This is a genomic window from Paenibacillus sp. FSL M7-1414, from assembly GCF_038003195.1.
In the GTDB taxonomy this organism is placed as follows: Bacteria; Bacillota; Bacilli; order Paenibacillales; family Paenibacillaceae; genus Paenibacillus; species Paenibacillus amylolyticus.
Window position 1 is genome coordinate 6,597,304 of record NZ_JBBOOS010000001.1, and the last position, 16,423, is coordinate 6,613,726.

Sequence of the window (16,423 nt, forward strand, 5' to 3'; positions counted from 1 at the left end):
ATTCCTGCGTTTATTGGATCGCTGAGAGAACGTCCAGCAGCATGGATTTGAATTTTGGCCGATCAATGGCTTCACAGACACGTACATTCGGCTCTTTGCCAAAACGTCCGTTGATATCAACCACACTGTATCCACGTGTCAGTTCTCCTGCCGCTTCCACATCCACATAATATTGACCCGACTTGGTCATGATGGATTCATCTGCCGCAACAGCCATCAGTAACGTATCGGGATGAGTGGTGCCATTGAGTTTATGTACCGACTTGTTGAACTGCATAACCACTTTGTTGATAGCGGTGAAGAAATCGGCACCCGATGTACCCAGAGCCGCAATCTCTGCATGATCGTCATCGTCCATCACTGAATATTGCGTGCACATCTCCCAGCCAACCATCGTAATAGGAATGCCTGCATGCAGTACAATTTTCGCTGCTTCCGGGTCCACGTAGAAGTTATACTCCGCTGCCGGTGTGATATTGCCCAGTGCATTATTCGTTCCGCCCATGATGTACAGGTGAGCAATCTCCGGAATAATCGTGGGGTCTTTCTGGATCGCCATCGCAATATTGGTCAGCGGGGCAATCGCCAGAAGTTCAATTTCACCCGGATGTGCATGCACCTTCTCAATGATAAAATCAACCGCGTGACGGCTCTCGGGACGCTGATCCGCCTTCGGAAAATGCGCGCCGCCCATGCCATCATCGCCATGCACATCTTCCACTGTGCGGTGCTGAGCTTTTCCGTAGGCCATTAGCGGACGCTCGCAACCTTTATACACAGGCACCTTGCCGCCATGTCCAGCAACCTGTACCGTGTACAGGGCATTTTCAACCTCCTGGTCGAATTGTACGTTACCGCCCGTAATGGTGATGCCTTCCACCTGAAAGTGATGCAATGCCGTCAGGATCGCAATCGTATCGTCTCCTGCTGTATCTGTATCGATGATGACTCTTCTCATGATGCCGCGCTCCTTCTTCCTTTTGATAGTAAACTCCATAAAACACTATGTCTTATTTTACATCAAAAACGTACCAATGACGATGGAAACGCCGATGATAATCGAACGCAGCAGCTGGGCTACCGCCATATTGCCTCGTGCAATTTCGTCACACACCCGCATCTTCGGAATCAGGAAATCAAATATAATATAGACCAGGCACAGCACAATAATTCCAAACGCCGACCACAGCAGCATATCCAACCACGAATGCGTCGAGAAAGATACCATGCCCACAATAATACACAGTCCCAGTAATTTGCTGCCCATGTACATGCCTGCCGCCTCGTTACCTTTGGCGATTTCCTCACTATCGTTATACCGGGTCAATTTGCTAAAAGCGAAATATCCACATACCAATACCACCAGCAGAATGCCTACACCCACCGCCACATTCACGAGGTTTAATCCCAAGTTTTCCATTCCTTTTCCTCCTCATCATTCATCCGTTCACGAACTGTAGCCGCGCAATAATAGGCCATATCTCCAGTTACTTTCTCCCCGACCCGTGGTAGCAACCCAGCCAAACGCCCACCGATAACAAACACCCCTGTAAGCAGATAACCACTGTACGCTCCATCTTCCGTCTCGATCACGGCCTGTTCCATCGGAACCAGCTGCTGATAGATTTTGGGCTGATTTTCGTAATAAGCTGTAATTTCTTCATCCTCGTCCGTTGCCCCAGATGCAAGATTGGATTCCAGCGCCTCGTTAAGAGGATGCTCCATATCCTGCTTTCCAAATGCATTGTCCGTTCCACCCTCCAGCAAAAGAGTTCCTCTGCCTTCGCGCCCCCAATAACTCTTGGCTACATATGATATGGCGTTCAGCTCGAAGGGCTCAGATGAAAAATAGGTGGGCAGCAGATATCGGGAAATCACGTCCATCTCTGCTTCATCAAAGAGGGTAAACCCGCAATACTCCGGGGTTTGCTCGTTCCGCTCATAGAGCGACCAGATCGCCGCCATGAAGCCTTTACTCTGCATCAGTACATGCTGAACAGGATTCATCAGGCCCAGTCGTCCTTCACGTACAAGTTCAAGCAGTGCAGCACCAATGTCCACCCCTGTCGTCTCATCCCGATCATCGATCAGATACTCCAGTGGATAAAGGCGATACAATAGGTTAATCTCCCGCCCCCGATGGTAAAGCGCCTCCCCCGGAACAATCTCCAGTTCTTCCAGTGGAGCATAGAAGACTTCGTATCCGGCTTCCTGACAACGTTTCATCAGGTATTCCGTATTTGTTCGATCTTCGACATGTTCGCCAAAAGAAGTGAATGTCACCGGACCCTTTAATCCCTGCTCTGCATAGAATTCGAGCCATATCCTGAAACACTCCCGAATACGTGTATCCATCTCGGCAGATGGTGCAGTTAGCGTAGCATCCTCAGCAATATCGACCAGAATACCTTCCAATGCAGCAGCCTCCGGTATACCCGTTGGGGTGTCCGTATTATTTTCAATACACTTGGGCCCAGCTTCTCCAATAATCCAGTCCTGACGGGTAATGCCTCCAGTTACCAACTCCATACGTGCCGCCGGGATAAGCCCCGGATGGATACCCAACTGATGCTCTAAAAAAGAATCCGGCATATATTGCTGGATAAATCGCATCACTTTACAGTAAATGCCGTCTACCGCCTGGGCTGCGGTACGCAGCTCTTGTACCTCCGAGGGAGAATAAACCGTTAATGCAGGCACACAATATTGTTTCCCATACATTCGATGATATGGAATCTGTTGTTCCGTTTCGCCCTGAAATACCTCTTCGTGACTTAACGGCAGTTGAACCACTTGCCTCATCCGGTTATCCTCCCGAGCTACGGAAGAAGCTACCGAAGCCGCTTGATTTGGACTTGGATTTGCTATAGGAGCTGTTACTATCCTTGTTGCTTCGATAAGACGACCCACCGTAGTAATAGTGCCCACTGCTGGAATCATATTCACATCCGGTATCATACTCCGGGTCACATTCATCATTGTTGCTGCCACAACCGGATAACACGGCAGGAACCGCCAGCATCAGGGAGAAAGCAACCAGCTTTGCTTTTGACCCGGGTTTCGATGCTTGCCCCCGCTCTTGGTCACTCATCACAGATCCACCTCTTTCATATAAAACAACACTTTCTTGCGATCTGCATCCAGCACGGAATACAGGAACTCATACGTCTTGCCACTGCGAACCATGTAATGGTCCAGCAGTTGCTCGGCAAGCTCCATCGTATAGGTGGATGACGCTGTGAGCTCCAACTCCTGAAATGATCTTCCATTCCACAGCATATACTCTGCACTGTACATGGAGGACATTTTGCACATTGCCAGCGCAGCGTCCGCAATCGCCGCACCGTACACATCCGGCATCTGTTGCTCATACGCCGTTACATATACTGCATGTTCCCGCCCATCCTGGCATTCATTGGACAGATGCGCCCAGAGTTTGTTTTTCACCAAGGTGGCATCCACCAGTTTGCGCATGAACAGTTCATCTCGTGTGACTGAAGTCTGTTCCAGCACCCCTGTCTCCGCTTGTCGATCATCCGACCAACTCCGATACGTCAATGAATAATAGATACCGATAACCTCCCTTTTTGCGAGCTCTTAGGTGAGCCGTTTCAATTCATACAAACGTATTTAACGCATCAGAAGGAAAAAAGTTACACTAGTGAATCAATTTCATAGTACCTTTAGCTGCTTCAAATCAAGGCTAGACATAGATCAAAATGGTTTAATTTGTCTATGTCTAGTTACAAAACTTCATTTTTAGTGATTTATGAAATTGATTCTATTCACCATGACATGTAAAAAAGCTACTGTTCGAGGCACTGTTGATGATGCTACATTATGTGGTTTAACTAAAATAGAACAGGTTTTCACGCCCTTTTCTGGATCAACGAAGCTCGGCTAACAAGTGGATTCAACTTTTGGTACGCAATCCAGTTCAAAAAGGCCGGAGAAGATTCTCCGACCTCGTTTGTTCAATCTTATGCTCATGCCATTCGGACTTATAACTCAGCCCACTGAGCCAATACATCATTATATTCAGCGGACAATTGCTCGCGATCATTCCAGATTTGTTCCAGTTCAATCGGATTGTTCTGCACCATTTCCAACTGTTGATCCAGCACCTGAATCTCTGCCTCAAGACGAGCCAACGTCTGTTCCAGCTTCTCCGCAGATTGTTGGTTGCCACTGCCACTTCTATGTTTCGATGCAGTTGCTGCCGAAGGAGTCAACGCCTTACCTGATTCAGTAGAAGCTTTATGATCATGACTTCCACCGGCAGCTACAACAGTGGATCCGTTCATTGTTGAGGTTGCTCCTGGCTTCTTCCCTGATCTGGCAGTCCCGCCGGGCACGGACGTTAACCCTGACTTCATCTCTGACTTGGCGTTCCCACGAGAAGAAACGCCCACGCCTGCTGTAGCCTGAGTTGTCGCCGCCGCACGAGCTTGCAAATCAAGCTTCTTCTCACGATACGCCTCATAGTCTCCCAGATAAGCGGTCATCTGACCGTCCTCCAGTTCCCAGACACGGGAAGCGAGGCGATTGACGAAGTACCGATCATGCGAGATGGCAAGTACAGTTCCTTCAAAATCAACCAAGGACTCTTCCAGCGCTTCTCTGGATGCGATATCCAGATGGTTGGTTGGCTCATCGAGCAACAGTACATTGGGTTTACGTTGCACCAGAAGAGCTAGCCGCAGACGCGTCCATTCCCCGCCAGATAATTGCCCGACAGAGCGGAATACATCCGCTCCATAGAACAAATATCGTGCCAGAATTCCGCGAGCCTCTCCCTCTTCCACGCCTGCTTCTAGACGGAAGTATTCGAGTACATTCAGCTTTGGATTCGTAGGTTCCTCCTGTTGAGCCAGATACCCGACATCCACACGCGCCCCCCACTCCAGCTTGCCCGCATTGGGCTGCTCGTCACCAAGCAACAGCTTGAACAGTGTCGTCTTGCCGGAGCCATTGCGGCCAATGAGTGCAATTTTATCTCCATATTCCAGCAGACCCGAGACCCCGTGCAGGATTTCACGCTCACCATAGCTCTTCTCGACCTGTTCCAATACCGCTACCCGTTTACCCGTTCGATCCGTAGGACGCACATCGAACTCGGCATTTCGGCGCTCCAGTACAGGACGCTTCACCTGTTCCATCCGCTCGATGGCTTTACGCATAGAAGCCGCCCGTCTGAAGAACTTTTCATTCCCACCAACTCGGCCCCACTCCTCTAACTGGCGGATCGTTTCCTTCATTTTTTTGATAAGCTTCTGCTGCTCCTTGAACTCCTCGAATTGCTGCAACAGCCGTTGTTCCTTCACTTTCATATATTCCGTATAACCGCCAGCAGACGTTTCTGCTTCTCCATCCTCCAGCTCCAGTGTTCGATTCACGACCCGATCCAGAAAATAGCGATCATGCGAGATCAGGACAATGGTGCCGGGATATTCACGTAAAAATCCTTCCAGCCACTCGACCCGCTCCAGATCAAGATGGTTTGTCGGCTCATCCAGCAATAACAGGTCGGGTCTTACGATTAGCTGTGAAGCCAGCACCACCCGAGTCTGCTCCCCACCTGACAGGGAACCAAAGCGCCAACCATAATGCACCTTGGCGATATCCAGACCGTCCGCCACCTGATCGATCCGGGCATCCATTTCGTATCCACCCTCACGCTCGAACTGGTCTTGCAGTGCCGCGTAGCGTTTCAGCAGGCGCTCCAATTGATTAGGGTCTGCTGCACATGCCGGATCGGACATCTGCTGCTCCATTTCCTTCATTTGCGTGCGACATATCATGAGCTCCTTGAATCCAAGACTCAATACATCCAGTACGGTATGGTCATCCAATCCTTCTGGGACCTGAGCCACGTAACCCATTCGTGTATCTTTCTTGATCATCAATTGCCCTTCATCCGGCTTGTTCAGTCTTGCCATTAGGCGCATAAGTGTGGTCTTGCCGCTTCCGTTGCGGCCGATCAGGGCGACCTTGTCACCTTCCATAATTTCAAACGTAATGCCGTCCAGCACCAGATGTGCTCCGTGGTATTGAGTCAGTTGTTGCGCGCTAATCATCATCATAATAAGGTTCCTCCTATGGTATGGAAGATCCTGACCGCAACACAAAAAGAGCCGCAGGAGGTTAGCTCCGCGGCCCTTCAGAATTCAAGCAATATCGCTTATCGTCCGAATGAGGTCAAGGCAGGCATCTTCTCGCAAATGTTAACTTCCGTATATTCAAAATTGGACAGACTTCTCCCGTTGGTCAGAAAAGTATGAACAATGCCAGCCATAGCAATCGGCAGCTGGCTAATACGGTTGTTAAGCATCTCGTGATTCACCTGTCTTCACCTCCCTTGTCATAATTAATGTCAATATATCACAGACGAATGCGTTTCCGCAACCATCCCTTCGCCCAATTCAATCATACTGTACAGTAGTTTCATTCTTACGCTTAATTCCTGCCCCGTCGCCGAAGCATTACATCCCTGATTGCCACCGTAATAAGTGTTAACATTCCCGAGGTACCCAGTGATGCGCCGAGCAGGGCATATCCGATGCCGTTCCACCCGCCAATATCGATGCTGATCATGATTACAACGGCACCGCCGAGCAAGGCCACACATGGCAATATATATTGAACCCACGTCATTCGCCGTCCTTGCAATCGGTAAATAAGCCATTCAATCAGCAGCAGCACCGCCCACATTCCCAATGTCCACAAGATCAGTACTTCCATAAGGTTCCCCTCCTGTTGCTGGATGGATTAAGCCCTTTGTTACAGACCTTACGTTACTTCAACCAATCCGAGAAAAAGTGTCGGTACCCTTCTTTCATCTTCGTGCGCGAAAAAGCACCATACGCATACTCCCGGTTGTCTTCTGACACACTGCGCGGCGCAGCCGCAGCCATGTTCACCAGTTCAAACCAGTTATCCTCGTTGCCTGCAAATGCATGCGTGGATCGAATATGACCGTAGCAAGCATGCTCCGGTTTCACGACCATTTTGCCCATTGCCATCGCTTCCGTCAGCGGCATCGCAAACGTATCAAAGGCCGAACAGTTCCAATACACCTTGGATGAGTTCATCAACGTAAATATCTCATCCTGCGTGAGCGCAAACTTCAGCTTCACGTTGGAAGGAATGTCGTACTTCTTCATGGTTTCCTTATAGCGTACACCGCCAAACACCATATATACTTCCTTGTCCTGGTTCTGCCGAGCGTATTCCAGCACCAGATCTGGGCGGCGGTTCGCCTCATCCCGACCGATCCAGAGCACCCGATTATGCACAACCTGACTCGGATCATAGTGCCGGTTCGCCAGCTCTTCGCTAAAGCCAATCGGAATAACATTCACGTCATGTACACCGAAATTGCGACCCAGTTCTGTTTTCAAAAACTCCGTCTGTACAATTGCTTTATCCACCATCGTATAAAATGGCTTCATCATCTCATATCCTGTTAGCGCGGGATCGGGAAAACTGTGCGGGAACAATACACTCTTCGGTAAGAACATCTTCAAAAACGTAAACCCGGATACGGTGTAGATGACATGCTCTATATTTTGGCTATGAATCTGGTCCAGCACGATATCGTAGTTCACCAGGTCACCTTTCTCATGCTCATAACCCGGCAACCAGTCGTATCCGCTGACATGACGCTCCGGCGAGATGAACACGATATCAACACCCAACTCCAGACCAATCTGCTTCAGCCGATCCGCAAATACGCGTGGCCCCTGTGCTTCCGTGAATTGAATTTTACGCATAACAAGTCCGACTTTACGCAAGCTTCTCACCCCTCATTTCTATTCCTCACGCATGTGCCTCATGCACTGTTCCAGCGTCGCTGCCGTCTCATGCCACTGGTTACGCAACTGTTCCTTCGGCCACACACATTTCTCACTTCTCAGGTCACCATCAATCAAACGCAGCATCCAGAGTGAGAATACAATAGCATAGGCGTTGTACCATTCTGCAAAAGAAACCCGTTCAATCTGCACGCCGAGGCTCCCAAGTTTGTCCAAATAAACATCCATGACCCGCTCTCGCAATACAGGCGTAACCGTTCTGGGAAACAGCGGATGCGAGAGATCAACTAGGTGATATATATCCCACAGTGGCGTATTCAGATGGGCATGCTCCCAGTCCAAGATGACCAGTCTGCCGTCCACCTCCGCCATGTTACCTGGATGCAGGTCTCCGTGACACAAAACAGTAGGAAGTTCTTCCTCTGCCGTGAGGATCAACCTGGTGATCTTATCCCAATCGGATGCGGATAGTTGCATATCCAATCTGGATAACAGTTCATCGGTAGATTGCCTATGCATTTGCAACTCATCCAACATTGTGCGAATGGACGGTTTCTGGCCCACGCGAGGCAGCTCACTCCAATCCGTAACAGGCAATGCATGCCATGCTGCCATATGTGCCGCTGCGCCGAGCATCGTCGCTTCTTGCGAATCATGCACCAGTTGCCCCAGATCCTCGTAGATCATCCAGCTCTGTGCTGGAGCAATGGTAAGATCCGACGCTGCAATGAGTTGCGGATAGATTGGTGGTAAGCCAGACATCACACGCTCGTACATCCATCGTTCCCGTCCATGCTGTACAGGATTCGTCAACGGTTTGAAAATATAACTTTCACCGCTAGGAACAGTGAATCGCTCCACATATCGTCCGTTCATTCCTTTATACAACTGTTCACGGCTTGTTATATAGTGATCATTCAGCATTCCTTCGGGCGTCACCCAGCTGTATGCATCCAACTCTTCGTTCACGCTACCCACCATCCATTTCGTTCTTCCTGCTGCTCCGATTATGATTTCTATTCATCATACGTTGCCACTCACAAGCCTGCAAGCTTTGGTCGTAAGCGCTTATTCAGCGTATCAAATCAGAGGTTCAAAAGTGCTTGTTGCATTTTAGTTAGTAATCACTTACTATACAATCATGAAGAACAAATCTCATGTGGATAGCAAAAAGAAAGATATCCTACAAGCGGCGATGCGCTTGTTCGCAACCAAAGGCGTTGACGGCATATCCGTCAAAGAGATCGGTGACGCCGCCGGAGTAACCGATGCGGCGATCTACAAACATTTTAAAAACAAGGATGCCGTTGCCCTAGAAGCCTTCACCCAATACTGTGTCGACTATACTGCACTGATTGACGGGTATGTTCGACAGGAAGGTCCGGTGTTGGAACGCTTCAAGCAACTGGTTACCGAGGTTCTCCATCTGCATGATGAAGATCCCTACGGACTGCTGCTGATTTCACAGAATCATGAAATATTCATTGAAGCCGGAAGCAGCGAGGATTACCGTCAGCCATTGGATGCGTTAATGGATCTGATCGATCAGGGAATGATGCGGGGCGAACTGCCTCAGCAGGATTCACGGCTCACAGCCGTGCTGGTGATCGGTGCAATTACACGTATGGCGGTCTCCAGTATGCAAGGTGAACTACCGGAGCTGTTGGTACCTTATACGGGGGAAACGGTTCACAGACTTGCATCGATGTTAGGGCAGGTACCCAAGGAGTAACAATGGAAATGGGATGAAGCTAGAAATGGATTAGCGGAGCGTAGGGAAAACGACGTGAGCAACTACATTGTTTCCGAAGGAAACAACCTTCGTAAGTTTCCGCTTATCTCAGCTGAATCCCATATTCGATGCGGATGATGCCGCTAGACATGATTCGTAAACAAAAGCGGACTTGTTGAATAACTTCTAAAGAGAATCGTCAGCATACCATTAGGATATACAGATGGATTACCGGGTCATACGTGACCTTTTCTTTTTGCACATGAGGTTAGTGTTCATTAACTAAAATAGTCAGGACGTGTCATCTTCCATGAAGAAAATACTAATTATTCAAGGCAATCCCGTCTCCCCCAGTTACAACGGCGCACTAGCCGAGGCTTACCGTAAAGGTGCTGTGCAGGCTGGTGCTGACGTCCGCATGATCACCCTGAACGAGTTGGCGTTCAACATGAATCTGGAGGGAGGATATCGTAATAAACTTCCACTTGAACCAGATTTGCTACAGGCCCAAGAAGCGATTAAGTGGGCCGAGCATCTCGTATGGGTATTCCCAATTTGGTGGGGAGGACCGCCTGCCCTGCTGAAAGGTTTCGTTGACCGAATCTTCATGCCAGGTTACGCCTTCAAGTATCAAAAAGGAAAACCTTTCCCGGATCAACTGCTCAAAGGCCGCACCGCTCGCATGATCACCACGATGGATGGTCCGAGCTGGTACTTCAAATGGTTCCAAGGTGAGCCTGCACATAAAATGATGAAAATCTCCACATTTGCACTGACTGGCATCAAACCTGTGCGGATAACACCTGTAGATCAAGTTGGTAAAAAGTCAGATGAACAGAGAAAGAATTGGCTTGATAAGATTGAGCAGCTTGGGCGGAAGATGGGGTAAAGATTTCTGCAAGAAAGCCTCATGGGAAGTATATACTTCTCTCCAGATTTTCACGTTTTAAGTTAAATCAAAAATCTGTGGATACGCGCAATTTGAAGGTAGTCCTGTAATCCACGAGTGGTGCAATTGTAATTATAGTCTGACTTATAACAGAAAGCAGAAACGTGCCTATTCCCAGTTACAAAAAAAGGGTTGTCCCCTACGTCTTGAACAAGACGTAGGGGACAACCCTTTTAGTATTCATTATGATCTAACGAACCGTAAACACGCTATTAGCGCCATTTCCGATAAGTCTGAGGTTTAACGAATCGTAGACGCATTATTTCCTCGATCTGTGTATCATTTGGAGGTTTTAAACTAGTTTGCACCGGAATAACTTCACTGAGGTTCGTTACATTTTGCATTCCACGCTAAATCGCCATTTAACACTCACTCGGTTCGTTAGCGACCTGCACTTAGAGAGACAAGTCCACACTACAGGTCAGCTTGATACGCCAATCGCCCGCCTTTGGAAAGTCGACTTCGCAACCAACAGTAATGAAATGGAAACAGCCATCTACAACCATACAAGCAACGCATTACCCAAACGAAATACGATCTGATGGATGCTCAGGCAAAATAGCTGTAACCAACTGCTGCACAGCCGGATGATCCGACTGCATTACGGAATCGCCGGCATCACCGCTATAGACAATCCTGCCCTGATCCATCACGGCAATGCGGTCACAGATCGTCATGGCGGCACGAATATCATGTGTGATAAAAAGGTACGACAACCCGTACGATGCTCTTAACTCAGCCAATAAGGATAGGATTTGTGTCTGGTGCACCATATCCAGGCTGCTAATCGATTCGTCCAGTACGATTAACTTCGGCTTGAGCGCGATGGCTCGTGCGATGTTGACCCTCTGTAATTGGCCACCGCTGAACTGGTGCGGAAGCTTGTTTGCATCCTCTGGTGTAAGTCCGACCTGCTCAAGCAGTTGTCCAACCACAAGAAGTTGTTCTTTTGCCGACAAACGCTCGTAATTATCCAGCGGCTCACCGATGATCTGCGCGGCAGTCATAAGCGGATTCACAGCCGAATAACAGTCCTGGAACACGACCTGCAGATCGCGCCGTAATCCCTTAAGCACGGGTTTGCTGGATCGATAGATATCCTGACCCTGAAATAAAACCTGACCCTGGCTGGGCTTCTCCAGACCAAGAATGATTTTACCCAAGGTACTTTTACCTGCCCCGCTCGTACCCAGGAGCCCCAGACACACACCCTTTTCGATCGTAAGTGAGATATCTGCCAGCACAGGAGGACGCGCTCCCGAACGATCCAGCCAGTTGCGTTTGCCATAGCTATGGCTTACTTCACGTACCTGAAGCATCAGGTCACCCTCCTCTTTTGTACTTGGCAGAAGCAATCTCCGAAGAAGCTGAAATTACACATCACCATGTTCATTCCACCCCTACGCCTACCCACTCAAAACACAGTGTATTCCCGCTCTACACATACACTCACTGAACAATTCAACTCATCTGTCATTCGCTATCGTCCTAAATACATACTGGGTCTGGCATTTAACAACATCCGTGTATACTCATGCTGCGGGTGATCGAACAGTTGGTACACATCCGCCTGCTCCACAATTCGCCCCTTCTGCATGACCGCGACTTCATCCGCCATTTGCGAGATCACGCCCAGATCGTGGGAGATGAGCAAGATGGATGTGCCATACTCCGTACGTAGCCGATCCAATTCCTGAAGCACCTTGAACTGATTCACGACATCCAGTGCCGTCGTTGGTTCATCAGCAATAACCAAAGCCGGTCGCAGGCACATCGATATGGCGATCATCACACGCTGCAACATACCGCCACTCAGTTGGAAGGGATATCGCTTCATCAGTTTAGCTGGTTCGGGTAAGTTCATATCTGCCAAGGCAGCAATGGCCCGCTCCCTGGCAGCTGCTTTGGACATTCCCGTATGCGTACGCAAGGTTTCAATGAATTGAGATCCAATCGTATATACGGGTGTAAAAGCATTCATCGGATTCTGCATAATAAATCCGATTTCCTTGCCGCGGATGCGCCGCATCTCCTCACCTGACAACGAGCCAAGCTCCCGTCCATTCAGGTGGATGCTGCCCGACACTTCCATCCTGCGCGGATCAAGCAGATGGAGCAACGCGTTACATGTAACGGTCTTACCGCTGCCACTCTCACCGACGAGACCGAAGACACGACCTTTTTTTAATTCAAAATCAATGGGCTCCAGTAACGGGACTGAACCCTCCGCTGTTCTTAGATTCACTTGCAGACCACGAACTTCGAGTACCTTCGCTGCATCATCCATCGTTACGTTCACCCCTCATATGCCTTCGATTCCGAACCACTACCTTTTTGCAATGCCATAACGCTCGGATAACGCTTCTCCCAAAATGTTGAACGTAATGACTACGAGCAGAATCAATGCCCCCGGGTAGATCATCAACTCCGGATGACTGCGAATATAACCTGTCCCCTCATGAATCATAGCGCCCCATTCTGCATTCGGTGGTTGAATACCGAGTCCCAGGAAAGACAGAGCAGATATATCCATAATCGCCCACCCCATCTCCAGAGTACCCATCACAACGATCGGACGTTGCACGTTGGGGATGATATGTTTCCGAATAATCGTCCACGAAGAGGAGCCGCTAATCCGCGCCGCTGCGATGAAGTTCCGTTCTTTCAGACTAACGACCATGTTCCGGCAGATACGTGCATAATACACCCACTGTACCATCATGAGTGCTAGAAGCACCTGCATCAAACCTGGACCAAAGATCCCTACAATACCGAGCACCAGCACCAGATTCGGAAACGCCATAATGCCTTCACACAAGCGCATCAACAGACTGTCCACCCAACCACCAAGGTAACCGGAGATTGAACCTATAATGACACCTATGAGCAAAGATGACAGGAAGATCAGGGTAGCAAATCCAAGCGACACTCTCGCTCCATACATCAGCCTAGTGAGATTGTCGCGTCCCAGATGATCCGTTCCGAGCCAATGCTCAAGCGATGGACTCGCCAGCTTCTGCAACAGATTCACCTTCACCGGGTCATGAGGAGCAATCCATGGGGCTAATAACGCGATCACGAAGAAAAGCAATATGATCACCGAGCATATCTGGATGGCTCTCTGCCCTTTAAATACCGCACGCCATTTGTTTATCAATGTTCTGCCCGTCCTTTCGCTGAAATCCGTGGGTCCATAACGAGCTGCACCAGATCAACGAGCAGATTGCATACGATGAACAGGCAGGCCGCCAGGAAGACATAACATTGAATAACGGGAATATCCCGATTAAATATCGCATCGACAAAATAACGTCCGAACCCAGGCCAGGAAAACACCTGCTCTACAATAATGGTGCCTGTGAGCAGCTTGCCCATACTCATCCCCATTCCTGTAATAAGGGGCGATATGGCGATTTTCAGGACATGCTTGAGCATAATCACTCTTTCGCGAATCCCGCGTGTTCTCGCATACTGTACATATGTCTCCTGCAATTGCTCCAGTACACTGGAACGTAACAATCGGGTGTAGACCGCAATAAGAATCAAGGAGAGAGTAATCGTAGGCAGAACCAGATTCTCCCACGATCCACGCCCCTCCACAGGTAGCCAGTCCAGCTTCACCGAGAAAAAGAAGATCAGCAAGTAACCGAGCCAGAATTGCGGAATAGATGCTCCTAAATAGGAAATCGCACGGCTGACCATGTCAATCCAGCTATTCTTATACACCGCGGCCAGTATTCCCAATGGAATACTCACCAAAGCGGATAACAGCATACTCCAGAAGGCTAGTTCAGCCGTAGCGGGAAGCCTTAGTTTCACTTCATCCCATACGGGTTTGTTGGTGAGATATGAGGTGCCAAAGTCGAGCTTGGCAATCTTCTGAATCGTATGCACATACTGGGTTAATAAAGGCTGATCCAGACCGAACTCATGCCGCTTTTGCGCAAGCAGCTCCGGTGTTGGATAGATATGAGCGGCTGTCAGATAAGCCTCGGCCGGATCAACTGGTGAAATATGAATAAGCGCAAAGGTAACGAGTGTAGCGATAAAAACGATAGGAATGATCGCGATCATTCGTTTCCCGATATAACTGATCAACAAACTTCCTCCCTTTTATCAAGCTACATGACCTTGCCAAGGCTTTACCACTCCGAAATTAAAGTAAATACAACTTATTGGTTGCCCAATTCAATGCCTACAAACGGATTCTCATCACGGTTCGCCGGGAAAATAAAGTTGGAAATTTTCTTCTGATATACCGCCGTTTTCTTAACATACGAGATGGGGACAATCGCCGATTGTTCCTGAAGTGTTGTCAGGATAGAGCCATACAGCTCCTGACGTTTCGTCTCATCTGTTGATGATAGTGCGGCATGTACCTGCTCGTCCAGTTCCTTTTTCATCGGCAAGGCACTGAGCGTCTCAGAGATACCAAATCCAGGGCTCGCTACAACGTTAATGAAGGAATGTGGATCATACGGTGCGCCATAGTTGTACCAGAAATACAGGTCAAAATCATTGGCTTTCAAACGTTTGATCTGTACCGTCAGTTCCAGCCCAGTGAGGTTTACCTTAACCCCAAGCTCGCTCCATTCCGCCTGAATGGTCTCAGCCATCGCTTTCTGAATCGGGTCCGTCTTGTCAAAAATCATTTCGAATTCAAGCTGTTGGCCGTCTTTCTCACGAACGCTACCATTCGTAGGCATCTTCCAACCCGCTTCATCCAATAAAGCTTTGGATTGTTCCACATTATATTCGATCGGTTTCAGGTCAACATTGGTGTATGGGTAGTTTTTGGATAGTGCCGTATCTGCCGGTTCTTCCAGACCCAGAGTGATGCCTTCCACCATCGCTTTTTTGTTAAATCCTTGCTGGAGCGCCATCCGTACTCTGAGATCAGACAGCTTCGGATTGGAGGAATTCAGCAGCAGATCTCGCGTACCTACCGGATCAGACAGCTGACTCACATATTTATCGTTGTCACGAAGCTGTTGGAACGCATCCAGACTGATCATACCTTCACCATAGATCAGGTCGAGATCACCTTTTTCAAAAGCAAGCACGCGGGTTTCTGCATCAGGGATGATCTTAACCGTAATCTGATCCACCTTCGGTGCGGTTCCCCAATAATTCGGGTTGCGTTTGAAAACAGCATATTCGTCCTGCTTGTAATCAGCCAGCATCCACGGGCCCGTTCCAACTGGCTCTTTGATGCCTTGGGATGTATCTCCGTCATCCGGGAATCCGGCTTCACCCAGGAAGCGGAAAGGACGAACCACAGACAAATCCTGAAGAACAGGATAATACGGCTCTGTGAGTGTCATGCGGAAAGTCTGATCGTCCACAACCTCGGTCTTGTCGAGCACACCTACAATGCCCAGCCAGCTATGTGTATCTTTATTTTTCATTACAGCATCAAAATTCTTTTTCACAATCTCAGCATTAAATGGTGTACCATCTGAGAATTTCACACCTTGGCGAAGCTTGAATGTATATACTTTGCCGTCATCGGAGATTGTCCATGATTCTGCCAGCGCAGGTTCCAGTTTTCCGTCCTTCTGGTAACTGATCAGTGGCTCATAGAGCATCGATTGGGCAAATAATTGCGAAGGATTGTACGTATGCGGATTCATTGTACCGATATCACGTGGCCATGACATCGTAATCGACTTCGTAGACGTTTGATCCGAAGCAGCAGATGAGGATTCATCTCCACTTCCTGTATTGCTGCAACCCACAATAACGAATAACAACAAGAGCATAGTTGCCAGCGTGAGGGCCGAAGATTTGCGATGTTGTACAGACATGAATGTTGAACCCCTTTTCTCTATTTTATGATAATGATTATCATATTCATCCATTAAGAATAGGCAGGAGCCCACCTTTTGTCAACAAAATTCGACATAGTATGCATCACTACTAAATATG

At 48.7% G+C, this 16,423-nt stretch carries 17 protein-coding genes; 2 read left to right on the forward strand and 15 right to left on the reverse strand.

Annotated elements, in window-relative coordinates; genetic code table 11:
• Positions 1-10 precede the first annotated feature (10 nt).
• The 10 genes from MHH92_RS28785 to MHH92_RS28830 form a co-directional block, all read right to left on the reverse strand.
• Positions 11-958, reverse strand: coding sequence for a nucleoside hydrolase (locus MHH92_RS28785; RefSeq protein ID WP_253504054.1), 948 nt, complete (start codon positions 956-958; stop codon positions 11-13).
• Between the two features lie 57 nt (positions 959-1,015).
• The gene (locus tag MHH92_RS28790) at positions 1,016-1,420 is read right to left on the reverse strand and encodes a DUF350 domain-containing protein (RefSeq protein WP_017691702.1); all 405 of its coding nucleotides are present in this window, start codon (positions 1,418-1,420) and stop codon (positions 1,016-1,018) included.
• The gene (locus MHH92_RS28795; protein ID WP_253504057.1) at positions 1,402-2,802 is read right to left on the reverse strand and encodes a glutathionylspermidine synthase family protein; all 1,401 of its coding nucleotides are present in this window, start codon (positions 2,800-2,802) and stop codon (positions 1,402-1,404) included. Before MHH92_RS28795 ends, MHH92_RS28790 begins: the two co-directional genes overlap by 19 nt.
• 4 nt (positions 2,803-2,806) lie before the next feature.
• Positions 2,807-3,091 (reverse strand): hypothetical protein, encoded by a 285-nt coding sequence (locus MHH92_RS28800; protein ID WP_036671603.1) that lies wholly within the window; start codon positions 3,089-3,091, stop codon positions 2,807-2,809.
• Positions 3,091-3,558 carry a hypothetical protein gene (locus MHH92_RS28805; protein ID WP_084650295.1) on the reverse strand — a complete coding sequence of 156 codons (468 nt, stop codon included), beginning with the start codon at positions 3,556-3,558 and terminating at the stop codon, positions 3,091-3,093. Before MHH92_RS28805 ends, MHH92_RS28800 begins: the two co-directional genes overlap by 1 nt.
• Before the next feature lie 443 nt (positions 3,559-4,001).
• Positions 4,002-6,083 carry a ribosomal protection-like ABC-F family protein gene (abc-f, locus tag MHH92_RS28810; protein WP_340907416.1) on the reverse strand — a complete coding sequence of 694 codons (2,082 nt, stop codon included), beginning with the start codon at positions 6,081-6,083 and terminating at the stop codon, positions 4,002-4,004.
• A gap of 98 nt (positions 6,084-6,181) precedes the next feature.
• Positions 6,182-6,343, reverse strand: a complete 162-nt coding sequence (locus tag MHH92_RS28815; protein WP_017691697.1) for a hypothetical protein — start codon at positions 6,341-6,343, stop codon at positions 6,182-6,184.
• A 113-nt stretch (positions 6,344-6,456) separates the two neighbouring features.
• Positions 6,457-6,741: a YesK family protein gene (locus tag MHH92_RS28820; protein WP_036606621.1), complete on the reverse strand. Its 285-nt coding sequence runs from the start codon at positions 6,739-6,741 to the stop codon at positions 6,457-6,459.
• A gap of 53 nt (positions 6,742-6,794) precedes the next feature.
• Complete coding sequence (locus MHH92_RS28825; protein WP_340907420.1) at positions 6,795-7,793, reverse strand: glycosyltransferase; 999 nt, start codon at positions 7,791-7,793, stop codon at positions 6,795-6,797.
• An 18-nt stretch (positions 7,794-7,811) separates the two neighbouring features.
• Positions 7,812-8,795 (reverse strand): aminoglycoside phosphotransferase family protein, encoded by a 984-nt coding sequence (locus tag MHH92_RS28830; protein ID WP_340907422.1) that lies wholly within the window; start codon positions 8,793-8,795, stop codon positions 7,812-7,814.
• A 160-nt stretch (positions 8,796-8,955) separates the two neighbouring features.
• Here MHH92_RS28830 and MHH92_RS28835 point away from each other — a divergent pair, with 160 nt between their 5' ends.
• Positions 8,956-9,546, forward strand: a complete 591-nt coding sequence (locus MHH92_RS28835; protein ID WP_340907424.1) for a TetR/AcrR family transcriptional regulator — start codon at positions 8,956-8,958, stop codon at positions 9,544-9,546.
• 310 nt (positions 9,547-9,856) lie between these two features.
• Positions 9,857-10,435, forward strand: coding sequence for an NAD(P)H-dependent oxidoreductase (locus MHH92_RS28840; RefSeq protein ID WP_036671608.1), 579 nt, complete (start codon positions 9,857-9,859; stop codon positions 10,433-10,435).
• Positions 10,436-11,013: 578 nt separating this feature from the next.
• Here the strand turns inward: MHH92_RS28840 and nikE are convergent.
• From nikE to nikA, 5 genes are all read right to left on the reverse strand, one after another.
• Complete coding sequence (gene nikE / locus MHH92_RS28845; protein WP_340907425.1) at positions 11,014-11,814, reverse strand: nickel import ATP-binding protein NikE; 801 nt, start codon at positions 11,812-11,814, stop codon at positions 11,014-11,016.
• A 161-nt stretch (positions 11,815-11,975) separates the two neighbouring features.
• Entirely contained in the window at positions 11,976-12,782 is an 807-nt protein-coding gene (gene nikD, locus MHH92_RS28850; protein ID WP_047840856.1) for a nickel import ATP-binding protein NikD, read from the reverse strand.
• 39 nt (positions 12,783-12,821) lie between these two features.
• Positions 12,822-13,652 (reverse strand): nickel ABC transporter permease subunit NikC, encoded by an 831-nt coding sequence (gene nikC / locus MHH92_RS28855; protein ID WP_047840857.1) that lies wholly within the window; start codon positions 13,650-13,652, stop codon positions 12,822-12,824.
• Positions 13,649-14,593 carry a nickel ABC transporter permease subunit NikB gene (nikB, locus tag MHH92_RS28860; protein ID WP_340907427.1) on the reverse strand — a complete coding sequence of 315 codons (945 nt, stop codon included), beginning with the start codon at positions 14,591-14,593 and terminating at the stop codon, positions 13,649-13,651. Before nikB ends, nikC begins: the two co-directional genes overlap by 4 nt.
• Positions 14,594-14,667: 74 nt before the next feature.
• Positions 14,668-16,302, reverse strand: coding sequence for a nickel ABC transporter substrate-binding protein (gene nikA / locus MHH92_RS28865; RefSeq protein ID WP_340907428.1), 1,635 nt, complete (start codon positions 16,300-16,302; stop codon positions 14,668-14,670).
• Between the last annotated feature and the right edge of the window lie 121 nt (positions 16,303-16,423).

Coding starts and splice junctions, on each gene's coding strand:
- abc-f (WP_340907416.1), bottom strand. CDS start 6,083: ATGATGATGATTAGCGCGCAACAACTGACTCAATACCACGGAGCACAT.
- nikA (WP_340907428.1), bottom strand. CDS start 16,302: ATGTCTGTACAACATCGCAAATCTTCGGCCCTCACGCTGGCAACTATG.
- nikE (WP_340907425.1), bottom strand. CDS start 11,814: ATGCTTCAGGTACGTGAAGTAAGCCATAGCTATGGCAAACGCAACTGG.
- MHH92_RS28790 (WP_017691702.1), bottom strand. CDS start 1,420: ATGGAAAACTTGGGATTAAACCTCGTGAATGTGGCGGTGGGTGTAGGC.
- MHH92_RS28840 (WP_036671608.1), top strand. CDS start 9,857: ATGAAGAAAATACTAATTATTCAAGGCAATCCCGTCTCCCCCAGTTAC.
- MHH92_RS28820 (WP_036606621.1), bottom strand. CDS start 6,741: ATGGAAGTACTGATCTTGTGGACATTGGGAATGTGGGCGGTGCTGCTG.
- nikD (WP_047840856.1), bottom strand. CDS start 12,782: ATGGATGATGCAGCGAAGGTACTCGAAGTTCGTGGTCTGCAAGTGAAT.
- MHH92_RS28795 (WP_253504057.1), bottom strand. CDS start 2,802: ATGAGGCAAGTGGTTCAACTGCCGTTAAGTCACGAAGAGGTATTTCAG.
- MHH92_RS28835 (WP_340907424.1), top strand. CDS start 8,956: ATGAAGAACAAATCTCATGTGGATAGCAAAAAGAAAGATATCCTACAA.
- MHH92_RS28785 (WP_253504054.1), bottom strand. CDS start 958: ATGAGAAGAGTCATCATCGATACAGATACAGCAGGAGACGATACGATT.
- MHH92_RS28800 (WP_036671603.1), bottom strand. CDS start 3,091: ATGAGTGACCAAGAGCGGGGGCAAGCATCGAAACCCGGGTCAAAAGCA.
- MHH92_RS28830 (WP_340907422.1), bottom strand. CDS start 8,795: ATGGTGGGTAGCGTGAACGAAGAGTTGGATGCATACAGCTGGGTGACG.